Source organism: Phyllobacterium sp. CCNWLW109, assembly GCF_037203905.1.
In the GTDB taxonomy this organism is placed as follows: Bacteria; Pseudomonadota; Alphaproteobacteria; order Rhizobiales; family Rhizobiaceae; genus Phyllobacterium; species Phyllobacterium ifriqiyense.
Window position 1 is genome coordinate 904,743 of the sequence record NZ_JBBCBK010000002.1, and the last position, 15,966, is coordinate 920,708.

16 protein-coding genes are annotated in these 15,966 nt (G+C 51.1%); 6 read left to right on the forward strand and 10 right to left on the reverse strand.

Annotated elements, in window-relative coordinates; all coding sequences use genetic code 11:
- Positions 1 to 35: 35 nt before the first annotated feature.
- Together V9K92_RS09720 and V9K92_RS09725 are read right to left on the reverse strand one after the other, a co-directional pair.
- Positions 36 to 293, reverse strand: coding sequence for a YjhX family toxin (locus tag V9K92_RS09720; RefSeq protein ID WP_115051666.1), 258 nt, complete (start codon positions 291 to 293; stop codon positions 36 to 38).
- Between the two features lie 204 nt (positions 294 to 497).
- A complete protein-coding gene (locus V9K92_RS09725) occupies positions 498 to 989 on the reverse strand; it encodes an anthrone oxygenase family protein (RefSeq protein WP_337353862.1) in 492 nt (163 codons plus the stop codon).
- 190 nt (positions 990 to 1,179) lie between these two features.
- Here V9K92_RS09725 and gatB point away from each other — a divergent pair, with 190 nt between their 5' ends.
- From gatB to V9K92_RS09750, 5 genes are all read left to right on the forward strand, one after another.
- Positions 1,180 to 2,682: an Asp-tRNA(Asn)/Glu-tRNA(Gln) amidotransferase subunit GatB gene (gene gatB, locus V9K92_RS09730; protein WP_337353863.1), complete on the forward strand. Its 1,503-nt coding sequence runs from the start codon at positions 1,180 to 1,182 to the stop codon at positions 2,680 to 2,682.
- The gene (locus V9K92_RS09735; protein WP_115051663.1) at positions 2,683 to 3,192 is read left to right on the forward strand and encodes a GNAT family N-acetyltransferase; all 510 of its coding nucleotides are present in this window, start codon (positions 2,683 to 2,685) and stop codon (positions 3,190 to 3,192) included.
- Entirely contained in the window at positions 3,189 to 3,677 is a 489-nt protein-coding gene (locus V9K92_RS09740) for a GNAT family N-acetyltransferase (protein WP_337353864.1), read from the forward strand. The genes V9K92_RS09735 and V9K92_RS09740 overlap by 4 nt, the downstream gene beginning before the upstream one ends.
- A gap of 70 nt (positions 3,678 to 3,747) precedes the next feature.
- Positions 3,748 to 4,146, forward strand: coding sequence for an NADH:ubiquinone oxidoreductase subunit NDUFA12 (locus V9K92_RS09745; RefSeq protein ID WP_337353865.1), 399 nt, complete (start codon positions 3,748 to 3,750; stop codon positions 4,144 to 4,146).
- A gap of 147 nt (positions 4,147 to 4,293) precedes the next feature.
- Positions 4,294 to 4,665 (forward strand): DUF2155 domain-containing protein, encoded by a 372-nt coding sequence (locus V9K92_RS09750; protein WP_307286496.1) that lies wholly within the window; start codon positions 4,294 to 4,296, stop codon positions 4,663 to 4,665.
- A gap of 7 nt (positions 4,666 to 4,672) precedes the next feature.
- On the opposite strand, the gene V9K92_RS09755 is transcribed toward V9K92_RS09750, so the two are convergent.
- The 8 genes from V9K92_RS09755 to V9K92_RS09790 all read right to left on the reverse strand — a co-directional run bounded on the left by V9K92_RS09755 (position 4,673) and on the right by V9K92_RS09790 (position 13,605).
- A complete protein-coding gene (locus V9K92_RS09755; RefSeq protein WP_337353866.1) occupies positions 4,673 to 5,095 on the reverse strand; it encodes a VOC family protein in 423 nt (140 codons plus the stop codon).
- A gap of 84 nt (positions 5,096 to 5,179) precedes the next feature.
- Positions 5,180 to 5,794, reverse strand: coding sequence for a leucyl/phenylalanyl-tRNA--protein transferase (gene aat, locus V9K92_RS09760; protein WP_336441857.1), 615 nt, complete (start codon positions 5,792 to 5,794; stop codon positions 5,180 to 5,182).
- 14 nt (positions 5,795 to 5,808) lie between these two features.
- Positions 5,809 to 7,170: an acetyl-CoA carboxylase biotin carboxylase subunit gene (gene accC, locus V9K92_RS09765; protein WP_115051658.1), complete on the reverse strand. Its 1,362-nt coding sequence runs from the start codon at positions 7,168 to 7,170 to the stop codon at positions 5,809 to 5,811.
- Between the two features lie 28 nt (positions 7,171 to 7,198).
- A complete protein-coding gene (accB, locus tag V9K92_RS09770) occupies positions 7,199 to 7,666 on the reverse strand; it encodes an acetyl-CoA carboxylase biotin carboxyl carrier protein (protein WP_337353867.1) in 468 nt (155 codons plus the stop codon).
- A 39-nt stretch (positions 7,667 to 7,705) separates the two neighbouring features.
- On the reverse strand, positions 7,706 to 8,146 hold the full coding sequence (aroQ, locus tag V9K92_RS09775) for a type II 3-dehydroquinate dehydratase (protein WP_337353868.1): 441 nt from the start codon (positions 8,144 to 8,146) through the stop codon (positions 7,706 to 7,708).
- Positions 8,147 to 8,260: 114 nt separating this feature from the next.
- Positions 8,261 to 9,052, reverse strand: coding sequence for a DsbA family protein (locus V9K92_RS09780; RefSeq protein WP_115052176.1), 792 nt, complete (start codon positions 9,050 to 9,052; stop codon positions 8,261 to 8,263).
- A 48-nt stretch (positions 9,053 to 9,100) separates the two neighbouring features.
- Positions 9,101 to 10,510: a M48 family metalloprotease gene (locus tag V9K92_RS09785; protein ID WP_337353869.1), complete on the reverse strand. Its 1,410-nt coding sequence runs from the start codon at positions 10,508 to 10,510 to the stop codon at positions 9,101 to 9,103.
- Positions 10,511 to 10,680: 170 nt separating this feature from the next.
- Entirely contained in the window at positions 10,681 to 13,605 is a 2,925-nt protein-coding gene (locus V9K92_RS09790) for an Rne/Rng family ribonuclease (RefSeq protein ID WP_337353870.1), read from the reverse strand.
- A 925-nt stretch (positions 13,606 to 14,530) separates the two neighbouring features.
- On the opposite strand from V9K92_RS09790, the gene V9K92_RS09795 reads away from it, so the two are divergent.
- Complete coding sequence (locus V9K92_RS09795) at positions 14,531 to 15,760, forward strand: N-acetylmuramoyl-L-alanine amidase (protein ID WP_307284385.1); 1,230 nt, start codon at positions 14,531 to 14,533, stop codon at positions 15,758 to 15,760.
- Positions 15,761 to 15,966 lie beyond the last annotated feature (206 nt).

Sequence of the window (15,966 nt, forward strand, 5' to 3'; positions counted from 1 at the left end):
GGCTGGCGGCAGTTTTCCGCCACCAGCCCTCAGCTTCAGCGATTGTCGAGTTCCGACCGGACCAGTTGCAGGCCCCGTCGCGTTACCCGATAAGGTCCACCGCCCGAAGAGGCTATGGCCTTTTTTTGTTTCAGTTTGCGAAACAGCCTTAAATTGCAGGCAGTATAGCGGGCACCATCGCGTGTAAGGCAGATGATATCCCGAATGGTTTTGTCCTCGTCCTTTTCAAGCAGAATTTTACCGCCTTGAGCGAGCAAGTGAAGAATGCGCTGTTCATCGCGCGAAATGTCCATTTGTTGAGTCCTGGAAAACGGGCAAATGCCCATGAGAACACATCCGCAGCCGGTTTAAATTGGCTCGGGGCTCCTATTTTCATGCCCCTGACTTCAGAGAAGTCGGGGCTTTAGCGGGACTCAGACTGATTGAACATAAAAACTCCATCGTGGATGGCGTTTATATAATGGTGTGCAGAGTGGCTGTCAAAGAGTGCAACCTTGTTAGACAGCGTTCAGCTTCCCATAGGCCAGAATAAACGCAATTAACGATCCTGTGCTGGCAAAGGTGCGTACATGATTCCATGGTACCCACTCTGCAAAATAACGTGTCCACAGTGCCGTGCCTTCCGGACTCGCCGGTAAGATGGCTTGAAGTGCATCATTGAGTGGAACATTAAACACTACGGTAATAGCGATGACGCCGATCAGGTAAAGCAAACTACCTATGAGCAACCACGCAGATCCTGGCTGCGACCAAAGCACGATGCTGGCAATGCCCAGCACAATACAAAGTAGGGCTGTACCGAAGAAGGCCATGCCAAATGTAGCATTTAGGATTGTCACGTTGATTGAATTCATTGCCGCAATGCCCTGTTCGGGCGGAAGTTTTGAAAATGCCGTCATGATGAAGCTGGAGAATGCGAAGAAAAGGCCAGCCATGATGCCGCTTCCCAGGGCAGCAAGCATCGTTAGAACGGGCAAAAGCATGATCATATCTCTTCTCCCAAATTCCCGTCGCTATGATTGTGGTGGTACTGGTCGTTGAACGTTTCGAGCGTATAACTATATGCGGGGTGATGGAAGATACGAACATCCCGACCGAAAACGTCAGAATCACTTGCCTCATAAGCCGGATTGCACTAGCCAGTATTCAGATATTTTCAGCCAGGAACGACAGACCAGCATGACTCTTGTTGATACCCGCACGCCCGAACCCAAGCGTTTTGTCTCAGGTGCCACAGGCGATTGGGAAATCGTCATCGGTATGGAAGTCCATGCCCAGGTAACGTCTAATTCAAAGCTGTTTTCCGGTGCGTCCACGACATTCGGTGCAGGCCCCAATGAGAACGTATCGCTGGTAGATGCTGCTATGCCCGGCATGCTTCCGGTTATCAATGAATGGTGTGTGCGCCAGGCTATTCGCACCGGTCTTGGCCTGAAAGCGCAAATCAACCTGAAATCCGTATTCGACCGTAAGAATTACTTTTATCCTGATTTGCCGCAAGGCTATCAGATTTCACAGTTCAAGCAGCCAATCGTCGGCGAAGGCACGATGATCATTTCGGTCGGTCCCGATAAGAAAGGCGAGTTTGAAGATATAGAAATCGGTATTGAGCGCCTGCATTTGGAACAGGATGCTGGCAAGTCGCTCCATGATCAGAACCCCACAATGTCTTATGTGGATCTAAACCGCTCTGGCGTTGCGTTGATGGAAATCGTATCCAAACCCGATATGCGCTCGTCGGACGAGGCCAAAGCCTATCTGACCAAGTTGCGTACTATCGTGCGATATCTGGGCACTTGCGATGGAAACATGGATGAAGGTTCCATGCGGGCCGACGTTAACGTTTCTGTCCGTAAGCCAGGCGGGGAATTTGGCACGCGCTGCGAGATCAAGAATGTGAACTCCATCCGCTTCGTCGGTCAAGCGATCGAATATGAGGCCCGCCGCCAGATAGCTATTCTCGAAGATGGCGGTTCCATCGATCAGGAAACTCGACTGTTTGATCCGTCCAAGGGCGAAACACGTTCGATGCGTTCGAAAGAAGAGGCGCATGATTATCGCTACTTCCCCGATCCAGATTTGCTGCCGCTCGAATTCACGCAGGCCTATGTTGACGAGTTGAAGGCTGATCTGCCGGAATTACCTGATGACAAGAAGGCGCGGCTGGTATCCAGTCTTGGGCTATCCGTTTACGACGCTTCTATTCTTGTTACTGAAAAGGCGATTGCCGATTATTATGAAGCGGTTGCCAAAGGTCGTGATGGCAAGTTATCAGCCAACTGGGTAATTAATGATCTTCTCGGAGCCTTGAACAAGGCAGGAAAAGGCATTGAAGAATCGCCAGTTTCACCGGATCAGCTCGGGGCGATAATTGACCTCATCAAGGAAGGCGTGATTTCCGGTAAGATTGCCAAGGATCTGTTCGAGATTATCTGGAACGAAGGCGGCGATCCAAGAGAAGTGGTCGAAAGCCGAGGCATGAAACAGGTCACGGATACCGGAGCCATAGAACGGGCCGTTGATGAAATCATCGCTGCAAATCCTGATAAAGTCGAACAGGCAAAGGCTAAGCCCAGCCTTGCAGGCTGGTTCGTCGGGCAGGTGATGAAATCGACGGGCGGCAAAGCCAACCCGCAGGTTCTCAGCGATCTAGTCAAAGCCAAGCTTGGGATGACAGAATAAATGTGGGTTCGCAGCGCAACCAAGGAAGATCTGAACGCTGTTCACGACTTGCTGGTCGAAACTTGGCATGCGACCTATGACGATGTCTACGGCGTTGAAAGGGTCAACGAGATCACATCTCGCTATCACTCGTTGGAGGCGCTCAAAAAACAATTGGCCAAGCCTTACTCGGAATTCATTATTGCGGATGATGGCGCCGACATTCTCGGTATGGCCTATGCTTCGCAAAAAGATCACAAGCTTTCGATCCTGAATCAGCTTTATGTTCATCCCGAGCATCAGAAAAAAGGTGTCGGCTCTCTGTTGCTCGCCGAGGTTGAAAGTGCATTTCCCGGTGTATTCGCTTTACAGCTGGAAGTAATCGACAAGAATCGGAATGCTGTTGAGTTTTATGAGAGCAGAGGGTTTGAGAAAACCAGCACCAAGATCGATGATTGGGGCCAACCCAATTCGGGTATTTCGGTAATCGTTCTCGAAAAGTCTTTGACTGGGTATGAACTGGCGCCATGAACATCGAAAGTGGTTTGAGCTTTCGGGAAGCAACGATTGAGGATTTGCCTGCGCTTGTTGCATTGTTTGCAGATGATGTCGTTGGCGGCCATAATGACACCACGGATATTGCCGCTCTTCCCATCTATGAGAGTGCCTTTGCCGCAATTCAAAATAGCCCGAATGATCTGATTTTTGTTGGAATCATGAGCGGTGAAATTGTTGCAACGGCACAAGTGACATTCGTAACGTCACTTGTTGGGCGTGGGAGCACACGCATGATAATCGAAGCGGTCCAGACCCGTGCTGATATGCGCGGCAAGGGCATTGGAGCGCTATTAATTACACATTGTCTTCAGATCGGGTGTCAACGGGGTGCTGCTTCAGCACAATTGACATCGAACAATCAACGGCAGGACGCCCATCGTTTTTATGAAAGGCTGGGTTTCAAGAAATCTCATGCGGGCTTCAAGTTGAAACTACAAGCAGGTCCAGCGTCAACTTGACCCTTGCTATCAGCCAATGATACGGCCATAAACCCGGTAACAAAATGACTTCGTTGCAAGCAGGATTGCCATGAAAAACCTCATTACCCAGATTTTCACATGGTGGAACGGCCAGACCATCGGCACGCGTTTCTTTACGTGGCGCAAGGGCACGAAGGTTGGCGAAGACCAGTTTGGTAATGTTTACTATGAAGGTACCTTCGATTCAGAGGGCCGTAAGCGCCGCTGGGTGATTTATAATGGATATGCAGAGGCGTCGGCCATTCCTGCCGGATGGCATGGATGGATGCATCACCGCGTTGCGACAGCGCCTTCTCAGGAAGATTACCAGCCACATCCGTGGGAAAAGAATCATCAGCAGAATTTGACGGGCTCTTCTGCGGCATACCGGCCAAAGGGTTCGATCGCCCATGGCGATAATCGACCGACTGTTACTGGCGATTACGATGCTTGGACACCAGGCAGCTAGGCTGATTTTTTGTCGCCACAATTAATCTTTATCGACGAGGGGGAAATGCCCCCTTTGTCGTCCCGCTAAACCGGAAGTGAAATGATCCGTCTGACCCAGTTCTTTCCCTTCTCTCAAATTGTCAGCGTACTGTTTGCGGGTATCGCCATGGTTGCGAGCTATCCTACTGTGGGGTTGGCTCAGGAAAAGATTGCTAACCCAATTGCCGTATTTTCCGGCCTTGACAAGATCACCGGGCGGATCACAACCTTTGATGTCTACATCAACGAGACGGTGCAGTTTGGCGCATTACAATTGACGCCCCGCGTTTGTTACACGCGTCCCGACACGGAAGCACCAAAAACTGACACCTTCGTGGAAGTGGATGAGATCACGCTAGACCGGAAAATTCGCAAGATTTTTTCTGGTTGGATGTTCGCGGATAGCCCGGGGCTGAACGCTGTCGAGCACCCGGTCTATGACGTCTGGCTAAAATCTTGTAAGCTAAAGTCGGACATACCCGCGCCCGACAAAAGCTAGATTCATTTCATGCTGTGTGCATTGGTTTTGCGCAATTAACGATCCACGGTGTACCAAAGCGATCCGTAAACATTGCAAACTGCTGAGCCCATGATGTCTCACCAAGAGGCATCATCACGCCCTCTGCATCTTTTGAAAGATCTGCAAACAAACGTTTTGCTTCATCAGGCGTGTCAACATTGATCGCGACCGTCATGCCTTGTGCTTTTTGGAAATAGGGCGGCGGTGCGTCCGATCCCATCAATACATTGTCGCCTATCGTCAATAAGGCGTGCATGACGTTCTTTGCCGATTCAGGTGGGAAGTCTCCGCCCTCCGGCATTTCATCATAGCGGATAATCGCTTCTATCTTACCGCCCAGAGCGCTTTCATAAAACTTGAAAGCCTCTTCGCATTTTCCATCGAAATTGAGATAAGCATTGATTTTCATCAGAGTTCTCCTGTTGGGTTTATTCCCGGTCAAAGGACGAATGAAAAACTATAAATCCTACTCCGTGACGAAAATATTTTTAGGTCAAAACTCAGCAGGCTGGGTGAGCGCGTTCTCCAGCATCTTCTGGTACTGGCGGCGGGGTACTTCAACAGCGCCAAACGTCTCAAGATGATTGGTGGTAAACTGTGTATCCAGCAGCGTGAAGTTCTTTTCGATCAAATGGCTAACCAGATGAACGAGACAGACCTTTGAAGCATCACGCTCTCGTGAAAACATGCTTTCGCCAAAGAAGGCAGAACCAAGAGATATTCCGTAAAGTCCACCCACGAGCCGGCCATCGCGCCAGGCTTCGACCGTATGACAATAGCCAAGCTTGAACAGCTTGCCATAGGCTTCGCGAATTGGCTGGTTTATCCACGTGCGAGCACGCTCGCCGCTACCACTTGCGCAACCATCAATTACGCCGGCGAAATCCGTATCATAGCGAATATCAAAAAGTGCCTTACGCACCGTTTTGCGCAGACTACGCGAGACGTGGAAGTTTTCGAACGGGATAATACCGCGCTTTTCGGGGCGAACCCAGAAGATTTCCGGATTGTCCGCCTCTTCTGCCATAGGAAAGACCCCGGTTGCATATGCACGAAGCAGCAATTCGGGGTCCAGTATCAATGATTTTTCCGGGTTGTTACCCGCCATGCTTACGCCTTGAATTATTCTTCGGCCGTAACTGGAGCATCACCAGCCAAATATTTTTCAAGCCAGTGAATATCATAGTCGCCATTGGCAATGTCAGGGTTGTTAATCAAATCCTGAAATAGGGGCAGGGTTGTCTTAACCCCATCGACGACAAATTCATCGAGCGCACGGCGTAGACGCATCATACATTCGACGCGATTGCGGCCGTGCACGATGAGCTTGCCGATGAGGCTATCATAATATGGCGGGATTTTATAACCCGTATAGACACCCGAATCGACACGGATACCAAGCCCGCCCGGCGTGTGCCAATGCGTGATCTTGCCTGGAGACGGCGTGAACGTCCGAGGATCTTCTGCGTTGATCCGGCATTCAATCGCATGGCCAGAAAAACGGATATCTTCCTGCTTGACTGAAAGGCCGCCGCCAGAGGCAACACGTATCTGCTCGTGAACAAGATCAATGCCGGTTATGGCTTCGGTCACTGGATGCTCAACCTGAAGGCGTGTGTTCATTTCGATGAAATAGAACTCGCCATTTTCATAAAGAAACTCGATCGTACCCGCACCGCGATAGCCCATATCGGCCATGGCATTGGCGCAGATCATACCGATCTTTTCGCGTGCATCGGAATTCAGGGCAGGAGAGTTTGCTTCTTCCCATACCTTCTGGTGGCGGCGCTGTAGCGAACAGTCGCGTTCACCGAGATGCACGGCATTACCGAAGCCGTCGCCCATGATCTGAACTTCGATGTGGCGTGGCTTCTGTAGGTATTTTTCAATATAGACCGCATCATCGCCAAAAGCTGCGCCAGCTTCAGAACGTGCAGTCGACAGAGCAACTGAAAGCTCGTCCTCGTTGAGCGCGACCTTCATGCCGCGCCCACCGCCACCAGCCGAAGCTTTGATGATGACCGGATAACCGATCTCGGCGCAAATACGCGCTGCTTCAGCGTCATCCGTCACGCCGCCATCAGAGCCAGGGACGACGGGAATGCCAAGACGTTTTGCAGTCCGCTTGGCTTCGATTTTGTCGCCCATGATACGGATATGAGCTGCGGTCGGTCCAATGAAGGTAATATTATGCGCTTCAAGAATTTCTGCGAACTTTGCATTCTCCGAAAGAAAGCCATAACCGGGATGAATTGCATCTGCCCCGGTGATTTCGCATGCAGCAACGATCTGATGAATATTCAGATAGCTATCACGTGAAGGCGGCGGTCCAATACAGACGCTTTCGTCGGCGAGACGTACATGCATGGCATCTGCGTCGGCGGTGGAATGGACGGCAACCGTTTGAATGCCAAGCTCTTTGCATGCGCGAAGCACGCGCAGGGCAATTTCACCGCGATTGGCTATGAGTATTTTCTGAAACATTGCGCTCTCGATCTAATAACGGTTCCGTCTATTCGATAACGACCAGAAACTCGCCATACTCAACCGGTTGGCTGTCTGAAACGAGGATCGAGGTAACCGTGCCAGCGCGAGGTGAGGCGATCTGGTTCATCGTCTTCATGGCTTCGATGATCAGGAGTGTCTGACCTTCCTTGACCTGAGTGCCAACCTCGATAAATGCGCGAGCGCCAGGGGCAGGAGACAAATACACTGTGCCAACCATGGGCGAAGGAACCGCATTCTTCCATGGGTCACTGGCTGGAGTAGCAGGCGCAGCCACGGAAGCCGGGGGCGCAACCGCCGCCGGTGCCTGAGCCTGTGCGTAAACAGGAGCACTCGCCTGCATCGTTATTTGCCGCGATACGCGAATGCGAAGATCGCCCTGTTCAATTTCGATATCTGTAAGGTCTGTCTCGTTCAGGATTTCCGCAAGATCGCGGATCATGACCTTATCGATCCCGTTAGTTTTGGTAGCCATGCTTGTTCAAGCCCCTTATTACTGTTTGGCGAATGCCGATTACTGCGGCGCCAGCTTGATGAGTGCGCGTAAACCCATGACATAGCCATCAACTCCAAAGCCACATAGCACCCCTTTGGCCAAAGAGGAAACGTAAGAGTGATGGCGGAATGACTCGCGCGCGTGAATGTTTGAAATATGAACTTCCACCAGGATAACACCAGCAGCACGAATGGCATCATGCAGCGCAATGGAAGTATGCGTGTAGGCCGCGGGATTTATCAGCACCAGAGCACGGCGCTCTCCCGCTTCCTGAATCCAGTTTACCAGGTCACCTTCATGATTGGATTGGCGAAACTCGATGTCCACACCGAGAACCTCGCCCTCGGCCCGACACATAGCTTCGATATCGCTCAATGTCGTTGCACCATAAATCCCGGGTTCACGCTTTCCCAGCATGTTGAGATTCGGGCCGTTGAGGATGAAGACTTGCTTTTTCATGTTTACCGGGCAGGTTAAAGGTTCTGGTCCCATATAGACGGCTTACGGCCACGCGGAAAGCCTGCAAATACGCCTTATTGCTTGTCCACAATTCGTTTTGGCAAGAAGCAACAATTATTTGTTGCGAATGTGGCTGATTTTCTCCGCCAATGCATCTGCTCCTAGTGCCCCGGGGACAACTTCATTGCCTATAATATAAGAGGGCGTGCCGGTAATGCTCAGGCTTTGCGCCAATTCGAAATTGGTGCGGAAAGCATTGGCAATCTCGGGCTGCTTCATTGTTTCGCGCATCTTGGCCTCATCGGCTCCCAATTTAACGGCGATTGCCATCGCAGATTCTTCTGTTGCGCGCCCCTCCGCGCCAAGAAGGTCCCGGTGAAATTCAAGATATTTTTCAGGCATCAGAGTTTTAAAGGACTTCGCAACAAGATGAGCGCGTGTGGAATCCGGACCAAGAATTGGAAACTCTTTCATGACAAATCGGAGATTGGGATCGCTTTTAAGGAGCGCGTCCATATCTGGCAGGGCCTTTTTGCAGTAGCCGCAATTATAATCGAAAAACTCCACTATCGTAACGTCGCCCTTCGGATTTCCGAAAACAGCATCCATCGGCGATTGAAAAATCTTGTTGTTATTCTCACTGATTATTTCTGTAGAAGCTGCTTGCTGAGCCGCTTCCTGTTTTTCATTAAGTGCTGTTTGAACTTCGATCATAACCTCCGGGTTGTTGATCAGATAGTTCCTGACAATACCCTCAACCTCCGCGCGGTCGATTGCGGGCGCTGCGATAGCTACTGGTTCAGGCGCAGCAAGCGCGATTTCCGAGCGGCCCGCTTGATAACCCAATACCAAAGCGCCGATACCAATAAGCCCGGCGGCAATGCCGATGAGTGGGGCTTTTGTCATGTTATTCGTCCCTTTCATTCCGTAGGCAGATTGCCTGCCCTTGGCAGATCACTTGCTCTTACCGCGCTTGGCATTGATTATGTCTTGCGCTTGTATCCACTCGGGCGAGCCCTTTTGCAAGGCGCGTTGGGCGCGGATCGCAAAGATTTGAGCGTCTTGAATTTTCCCGGAATAGTATTTTTCCTCGGCGCTCGCTAAATCGGAGCGTGCCGCATCCCCAAGCTGTCCATAAGCTTGCGCCAGATAAGCATAGCCTGTGGGTGATTCGCGGTCGCGGCCAATACTTGCCTTCAACTCGCTCACCGCGATTTTCAAATTATCGGGCTTCCCGGTAAGCATCAATGTTCGCCCGTAATTCATCCTGATCAGACTCGACTTTCTCGGATCCAGATCGCTCGCCCTCTGGAAAGCTTTCGCGGCTTGATCAAGCTTGCTCTGTTTCAATAATATTTCGCCGCGAATTTCTTCGAAATAGGGATTTTTGGGTTGCTGTTTAATCAACGCATTGATCTTGCTGAGCGCCGACTCTGTAGAGCCATTGAGAAAAGTCGCAATTGCGTCTCCGTAACGCGCGCCAATGTTGGTTGGGTCTTTGCGGAATGTTTGAAGGACTCTCGCTCCTCCGGCGGTATAGGCGGCAATTTTGCCCCGCATAAGATCATGTCGCTGTTGCAGCGCCGGGCTGTCCTTTTTATCGAAATTCGGACTTCCCCGCGCCAATGTCTCTAGATTGGCAATGCGTTCACGTGGCATGGGATGGCTGATACGGTATGGATCAACCCGCGTTCCTGTAAGGGACAAGGCATTCGAGAAACGTTCGAATGTCGTCAACATGCCTTTGGCAGACTGACCAGTATTTGCCAGATAGGTAATCGCGGAACGATCAGCAGCCACTTCTTCGGTGCGCTGATAGTTTAGAAGATTGCGCATTGCAGCTTCGGGAGCGCCCATGGCAATACCACCGCCAGCCTGAGCCAAACCACTTTGCTTGCTGGCAGCACCGGCAATTGCAGCCCCAATGCCTAATAAGCCGGCAACAACGGCCATTGTCTTTGCTGCTGCAAGCTGTTCGCGCAGTTTGAACTGATGACCTCCGGCCAGATGACCTGTCTCGTGGGCCAATACACCGATGATTTCATTGGGTGTTTCGGCTTCAAGAAGCGCACCGGTATTGATAAATATGCGTCGGCCATCGACAAACGCGTTAAAGCTGGGACTATTGACCAGAACGATTTTAATCGACTGTTTGCCGAGGCCAGCCGTCTTGATAATCGGTGCGGCATAGTCTGTGACCAGTGCCTCGATTTCAGCGTCGCGAACAATGGGTACAGAGGATGACTGGGCGAATGCATTGCCAGTCTGAATTATACCAACCACACTGGCTGTGACGACGGCAACGGCTCCGCGCATAAAACTCGCGATGGACCCAAACAAAACTGTCTTTTGTAATACGATCATATCTATTCGTACCCAAATCAATCTTTGAAAGAAAGAGCGCTCTCAAAAGCTCCTTGAAATATCAAAACTAGGTTTATTTAGGTAAAGTTTGATTTTTTTATGAAATATTTGCCAAAAAGAAAAACCGGCTATTTGCCGGTTTCTCTTCATTCTAAGAATTTTTTGGGTTTCTAAAAGAAGCCCTTCTTTTGCCACCAGCCTTTTTTGGGAGCTGGTTCGTTATCAGCATTCTTATCTTTTCCAGTAGAGGTGACGACAGGCGTGCTGTCCTCAACTTTTTTGGGTGCAGCAGCCTCAACTGCGGGTTCGGGTGTCGGCTCGCTCTTCGGTTCCGGCGCTGCGGCAATAGGTTCCGTAACAACAGCATCGTCGACAACAGTGGTCTCAGCCTTTTTTCTAGGTTTGCGTGGCGCACGCTTCGGCTTCGCCGGAGTCTCTGCATCCGCTTCGTTTGCAGGCACTTCAGAAGTAACAGTCTCAACCTTTTCAGGGCTCGCTTTGGCACGCGAACGACGCTTGGTGGGTGCTTTTACTGGCGTTTCCTCAGCAGCAATTGCTTCAGCGGCCACCGTTTCCGAGTTTTCGGGGGCAACTACCGGCGCTTCTGCGATTACAACAGAAACATCCGCAAGCTTGGCCTTGGAGAAATCTGGAAGAGGGATCGAGACAAAAACAGGCTCGGCGTCCGGCACCGCATTTACAAGGGGACGATTTGCATTGTCACCCTCATCAAAGCGCTTGTTCTTGCGCCCGCCGCGACGTCCACGACGACGTTTCTTGCGACGCTCATTTTCTTCTTCACGGGCTGCTGCCTGAGCAGCGTTTTCACCCTCTACAGGTGGCTGCTCGGCATCATCGGAGTCGTCTTCGCCGATTGGCTGATCACTTTGTTCAGAACCGCCGTTTTCATGGCGATCACGACCGCCGCGCCGCCGCCGCTTACGCTTACGCTTACGCGATGCGTCATCGTCTGAACGCGAAGTTTCAGTCGAAACGGTTTCGGTTTCGTCGTCAACTTCTTCGATGACCGGGTCACTCTCGTCAAAATCTTCAGCGATATTAAGTGCCTGCATTTCTGAGAGGGGTACAATTGGACCGACCGCCAAGGAACCCTTGTCGATGGCGAAATGCTGGGCACCGACGCTATCATCGGCCTCAATACTGATAGTCAAACCAAAGCGAGCTTCAAGATCTGCAAGATTTTGACGCTTCTGATTCAACACATAAAGTGCCGTTGCAACTGTTGTGCGGACAATGATGTTGTTCTGCGAATGACGCAGCAAGTATTCCTCAATTGAACGCATAACATGTAACGCTATTGATGAAGCGGAACGAACATGGCCCGTGCCACCACACATGGCGCAAACCTGTGTCGTGCTTTCCAGAACACTGGCGCGGATGCGCTGTCGAGACATTTCGAGCAATCCGAAATGCGAGATGCGTCCAACCTGGATGCGGGCGCGATCATCTTTAAGACAATCCTTCATCCGCTTTTCAACCGCACGATTATTGCGGTTCTCTTCCATATCGATGAAGTCGATAACGATGAGGCCGGCGAGATCGCGCAGACGCAATTGGCGCGCTATTTCATCCGCTGCTTCAAGATTTGTCTGGAGCGCTGTGTCTTCAATTGAATGTTCTCGGGTCGAGCGACCGGAATTGACATCAATCGCGACCAGAGCTTCCGTCTGATTGATGATAATATAGCCACCCGATTTCAGCGTGACTTGCGGCTGCAGCATGCGGTCGAGTTGCGCCTCAATCCCATTGCGGGCAAAGATTGGCGTCATGTCACGATAAGGCTGCACAACCTTTGCATGGCTCGGCATGAGCATGCGCATGAAATCCTTGGCTTCGCGATAGCCATTCTCGCCAGCCACCTGAATCTCGGTGATGTCTTTATTGTAAAGATCCCGGATTGAGCGCTTAATCAAGCTGCCTTCCTCGTAAACGAGGGTAGGTGCACTGGATGCTAAAGTAAGACTGCGCACATTTTCCCAAAGGCGCATCAAATATTCATAATCGCGTTTGACTTCAGGCTTCGTGCGCATGGCGCCCGCAGTGCGTAGGATAACACCCATACCTTTCGGTACTTCAAGATCCTTGACTATATCCTTGAGGCGCTTGCGGTCCTGAATGCTGGTAATCTTGCGTGAAATACCACCGCCGCGGGCAGTATTTGGCATAAGCACAGAATAGCGCCCGGCTAGAGAGAGATAGGTTGTAAGGGCAGCACCCTTGTTGCCGCGCTCCTCCTTAACGACCTGAACCAGCAATATCTGACGACGCTTGATAACGTCCTGAATATTATACTGACGGCGCTGAAAGCGCTGATGCGTTGGAACCTCTTCCATGGCATCTTCGGCTCCAACGGACTCGACTTCGTCGAGCTCATCATGTGCTTCTTCTTTATCGTCGTTCGAACGGTGGCGTGAACGCCTGGAGCGTGTTTGACCACCTTCCGATTCCACGATCTTGTCGTCATCGTGGGACACGTCATCCAAATCAGACTGGATTGCCTCTGAAATAACGTCCGTCTCAATGGCTGCAGCCATGGTCTGACCGTTGCCGTTATCAGATGAATCACTATCTTCCAGATCGACGTGGGGCTGTTCAGATGTTTCAGAAACATCGCTGACTTCACCGGCCACAGTGTTATCATCCGAATCGCCGGACTCTAGTTTTGCAGCATCGTCGCCCTGACGCGAACCGCGGCGTCCGCGCCGCCGATTACGCGAGCCACGATCATTACGATCACGTGTGCGTTGTTCGCTGGCGTTTTCGTCATGATCTTCATCTTGGCTGGCTGCTTCCGCTTCCGCTTCGATTAAAGCCTGACGATCTGCAACCGGGATCTGATAGTAATCCGGGTGAATTTCGCTAAAGGCCAGGAAACCATGGCGGTTGCCGCCATATTCCACAAAAGCTGCCTGAAGAGACGGCTCTACGCGCGTTACTCGCGCAAGATAAATATTACCTTTGATTTGTTTCTTGTGTTCTGATTCGAAATCAAATTCTTCAATTCGATTGCCGCGAACCACGACAACGCGTGTTTCCTCCTGGTGGGAGGCGTCGATTAGCATTTTGTCCGACATTATATCTGTTCTCCCCGGCTAAAACGCTGGCAACCCTCAACAGCCAGGATGCCCGTGGGGCTCCTGGCGCGGGGAGTTCACATTTGCCGGATTTATTAAAGTTCGCAGGAACAGACAAAACTGGCGTCGCGCGAAGCTGCCCTGAGGCAACCGCGGCTTGCAAGCCGGTTATGATACTGTCTGTTACAAACATTCCTGTTCCTGACGAAACGACCTCATGAATGGCACGCTTTTCACGCTGTGCCGACCCGTTACTGCGTCGTGCGTCCTTAAACGCACTAAGGACGCAGTAACAAACTTAAGATTCTGCATGATTCAAAAATCGTAGATTTCTGGACCATGCGGTAACACCCTTGATAGGGCTGGCGTGATGCGCCTTGTCCGGGCGATCTGCCGTTCACAAAAAGCGCTACAGACATTCCCTGTCCGCTCGCGCCAAATTCTTTTTCGGTTAGCCACAGCGAAATCGCTCTCGCCACTCCAGATCATGTACTTTTGTCATCCGGTCTTAGCCGTGACATTAAAGTTCCTGATTCCAAGGGGCATGAAACTAACCCACCTTTGCTTTTAGGAGGTGTGCTGCATTATGACAAGGGCTTCTTCATAATCGTGTCATTCTAGTGTCTTTCTTGTTTAAATAGGATCGTTCTTTGGAAGAGAATTTGGATCGAATGTTCGGTTTAGCTTCGCACCATGGACGGTCGTCTGTCTTGCCATCCGCGAGTTGGAACTCATCCTGTTTAAATTCTATTTGAACAACGAAGGATTCAATGTGCGGGATGCGGCCCATAAGACAATATTAACCATAGCTCTCTACCTAATATTGTAGGATATGGCCCCTGCGGGGTGCAGGCACCTGCCTGATCTGATACAGAAGAGGCGCCCGCGGGGATATTCGCCCCAGTTGGTCTCGATCGGTAAAGAGATGAATGTGATCTGTCGGATAGTTGTAGCCGCATTTGCAGGCTTACTCATTTTTATATCGGCGACTGGAAGTTCTTATGCGTCCGATGGATTGGCTGCTCTGACCTACCAGGCGGCTGGTGATGAGTTGCGCACACGCGTTGTTATCAATTTTGACCGTGAACCCGATATCTCAACCATGTTGCTTGACCATCCGCACAGGCTTGTCGTGGACATGCCAAAGACCGTTTTTGCCTTCGATAAAAAATCCGTTGAATCACGGGGGCTTGTAGATGATGTGCGTTATGGAATGCTCGATTCGGAGCGTTCCAGGCTCATTTTCTCCCTAAAGGGTCCCTTCGCCGTAGAGCGTATTGATGTCATCAAGAACGACAATAGTCCTGGCTACCGGCTGGTTGCCGATCTCGTCGCGTCTTCAGATAGAAAATTTGCTGAAGATCTGAGAACACAGAACGCTACCACCGCGTCTACTGAAAGCACCCCAACGCGGGATAGAGTCGTCGCTGCTACGCCGGACGAAACGAACAAAACTGCCAAGCCTTTTACCGTGGTCATTGATCCGGGGCATGGCGGCATCGATAGTGGCGCGGAAAGCGCGGGCGGCATCATGGAAAAGAATGTTACGCTGATGTTTGCCCAGCAATTGCGCGACGAGCTTGCCAAAATACCCGGTATGCGCATCGAAATGACCAGAACGGACGATACATTCCTGCGGCTTACCGAGAGGGTTCGTGTTGCGCGCCAATATGAGGCGGATCTGTTTATTTCGCTGCATGCGGATACGATCAATCGGGGCAATATTCGCGGTGCCACGGTTTATACTGTTTCCGACAAGGCTTCTGACGCCGAATCTCGCGCTATGGCGGATCGAGAAAATCGAGCCGATGCAGTGGCAGGTATTACATTTGACGGTGAGGCGCCGGAGATTGCCGACATCCTTATGGATCTGACGCGGCGTGAAACCCATAATTTTTCGCTGAGGTTTGCCAAAAACGTGGTGGATTCGCTCAGAAAAGAAGTGAACATGATCAATAATCCGCACAGATTTGCAGGATTTCAGGTCTTGCGCGCCCCCGATGTGCCTTCCGTGCTGGTTGAAATCGGCTACTTGTCGAACGCTGAAGATGAAAAACTCATGCTTGATCCGGCGTGGCGCGCCCATGTAGCAACTAGACTTGCAACGGCAGTCGCTGCATTTTCCGGATTAAAGACTGCTGGCGCGCAGAATTAGGCCGTGTGAGTTCATCCATGCGTGCGTTGCCGAAACTCCACAATTAGTATTTAAATTGTGAACGCAGATGGGTTGTCCTTGCCTTTGTCACATTTGTCGCCCAATTGCGTCAGCAACATCCGGCGTCTCCAATGTGATACCGGATATGGAAAACCCTTCGGGGGTTGGTGTTTTCCGCAACACGACCTGCATAAATTCAAATGCAG